Origin of the sequence: Micromonospora acroterricola (assembly GCF_003172955.1) — a bacterium.
In the GTDB taxonomy this organism is placed as follows: Bacteria; Actinomycetota; Actinomycetes; order Mycobacteriales; family Micromonosporaceae; genus Micromonospora; species Micromonospora acroterricola.
Map to the genome: position 1 here is coordinate 1 of NZ_QGKR01000312.1, position 2,590 is coordinate 2,590.

The window sequence follows — 2,590 nt, forward strand, 5'->3', positions numbered from 1 at the left end:
GGTTAGGGGTTAGGGGGTTTGGGTGGATTCGCGGAGTTCCAGGCGGTAGGGGGCGGAGAGTTCGCGGGCCGCGGCCGTGGGATCGCCGTCGAGGCGTTCGGCGAGCAGTTCGACGGCCAGCCTCGCGATCTGCGCCTTGTCCGGGGCGACCGTCGTCAGCGTGGGGATCGAGAACCGGCCGTCCTCGATGTCGTCGAAGCCGACCACCGCCACGTCCTCGGGCACCCGCAGGCCGGCCTCGTGCAGGGCGCGCAGGGCACCCAGGGCGAGCGTGTCGTTGAAGCAGAAGACGGCGTCGGGGCGTACTCCCGAGGTGAGCAGGCCGCGCATGGCGGCCGCGCCGTCGGCGCGGTGCCATGCGGACGCGGACGCCACGAGGGCCTCGTCGTAGTCCAGACCGGCGGCGCGCAGCGCGTCGGCGTAGCCGGTCAGGCGCAGTCGGGCGCTGGCGCCCTCAGGGGTGCGCTGCGAGCCGATGGCCGCGATCCGGCGCCGGCCGAGCCCGATCAGGTGGCTGGTGATCTCCCGCGCGGCACCCACGTTGTCGATCACCACGTGATCCGCCGGACCGTGGTCGACACGCTCGCCGAGCAGCACCATCGGTCTGTTGTCCAGGCCGGCCAGGTCCTCCGCGGTCAGCGCCAGCGGGCTGAAGATCAGCCCGTCGATCAGGTGGTCGGTGATGCCGGAGGCGACCACCCGTTCCTGCTCGCGCCCGCCGCCGGTCTGGTCGATCAGCACCGTCCAGCCGAAGTCGGCGGCCGCGGTGACCACGTGACGGGCCAGCTCGGCGAAGTACGGGATGTCCAGCTCCGGGACCGCCAGCGCGATCACGCCGGTGCGCCCCTTGCGCAGGTGGCGGGCGGAGAGGTTGGGCCGGTAGTTCAGCTCGGCGATCGCCTCCTCGACCCGGGCCCGGGTGTCCGGTCGGACGTGCACGTAGCCGTTCACCACGTTGGAGACGGTCTTCACCGACACCCCGGCCCGTTCGGCCACATCCTTGAGCCTGTGTCGCACGCTGCAACCTCCCCGATGTAACACTCCGCACCCTACCGCGTCACCAGCCCTTTACAACGTTGCCTACAACGTTGTAGAAATCAGGGAGGCCGGGTGGGTGGTGACTGCGATCACCCGGCACCGGCAATGAGGAAAGGTGGCACCCCTTGCGGACCGCGCAGCTGACGATCGACCCAGCCTTCGCGATCGGCCCGGCCGACCGGCGTCTCTTCGGCTCCTTCGTCGAGCACATGGGCCGGTGCGTCTACGGCGGGATCTACGAGCCCGGCCACCCCAGCGCCGACTCCCGTGGGCTCCGTGGCGACGTGCTGGAGCTGACCCGGGAGCTGGGTGTCTCGGTGGTCCGCTACCCGGGCGGCAACTTCGTCTCCGGCTACCGCTGGGAGGACGGGGTGGGTCCGGTCGGCGACCGGCCGCGCCGGCTCGACCTGGCCTGGAAGACGATCGAGACCAACGCGTTCGGGCTGGACGAGTTCATGACCTGGGCCGCCGAGGCCGGTGTCGAGCCGATGATGGCCGTCAACCTCGGCACGCGGGGCGTCCAGGAGGCGCTGGACCTGCTGGAGTACGCCAACCACCCGGGCGGCACGCAGCTGTCCGACCTCCGGCGCAAGCACGGCGCGGAGGACCCGTACGGGGTGCGGCTGTGGTGCCTCGGCAACGAGATGGACGGCCCGTGGCAGGTCGGCCACAAGACCGCCGACGAGTACGGCCGGCTGGCCGCCGAGGCCGCCCGCGCGATGAAGATGATCGACCCGTCGATCAGCCTGATCGCCTGCGGCAGCTCCAACCGGCGGATGCCCACGTTCGCCTCCTGGGAGGCGACGGTGCTGGAGCACACCTACGAGCACGTCGACTACATCTCGGCGCACACCTACTACGACCCGTCCGACGGCGACCGGGCCAGCATCCTCGCCTCGGCCGTCGACATGGACAACTTCATCACCGAGGTGGTCGCGACCGCCGACCACGTGGCCGCCAAGCAGCGGCACAAGCGCAAGCTGAAGATCTCCTTCGACGAGTGGAACGTCTGGTACGAGTCCCGCCTCAAGGCCGACCTGGACCGGCGCGGCTGGGTCGAGGCCCCGGCGCTGATCGAGGACGACTTCACGGCGGTCGACGCCGTCGTCGTCGGCGACCTGCTGATCACCCTGCTCCGCCACGCCGACCGGGTCGGGGTGGCCGCCCAGGCCCAGCTGGCGAACGTGATCGCGCCGATCCGGACCCGCAACGGCGGCCCGGCCTGGCGGCAGAGCATCTTCCACCCGTTCGCGCTGACCGCCCGTTACGCCCGCGGCACCGTGCTGCGCACCGAGCCGGTGTCGCCGCGCTACGACACGAAGAAGTACGGGGACGTGCCGGTGCTCGACACGGTCGCCGTGCACGACGAGGAGACCGGCGAGCTGACCGTCTTCGCGGTCAACCGCGGCGAGGAGGATCTCCCGCTGGAGATCGACCTGCGCGGCCTGCCGGGCATGTCCGGTCTGTCCTTCCTGAGCCTCGCTGCCGGGTCTGACCCGTCGGCGATGAACACCGAGGCCGAGCCCGACCGGGTGACGCCCCGGGAAATGCC

2 protein-coding genes are annotated in these 2,590 nt (G+C 71.0%); one reads left to right on the top strand and one right to left on the bottom strand.

All coding sequences use genetic code 11. From position 1 onward, the window contains the following. Window positions 1–9 precede the first annotated feature (9 nt). The gene (locus DKT68_RS27090; RefSeq protein ID WP_109820214.1) at window positions 10–1,017 is read right to left on the bottom strand and encodes a LacI family DNA-binding transcriptional regulator; all 1,008 of its coding nucleotides are present in this window, start codon (window positions 1,015–1,017) and stop codon (window positions 10–12) included. A 146-nt stretch (window positions 1,018–1,163) separates the two neighbouring features. Here DKT68_RS27090 and arfA point away from each other — a divergent pair. Next, a partial coding sequence (arfA, locus tag DKT68_RS27095) for an arabinosylfuranosidase ArfA (RefSeq protein WP_109820215.1) occupies window positions 1,164–2,590 on the top strand: 1,427 nt, incomplete at its 3' end.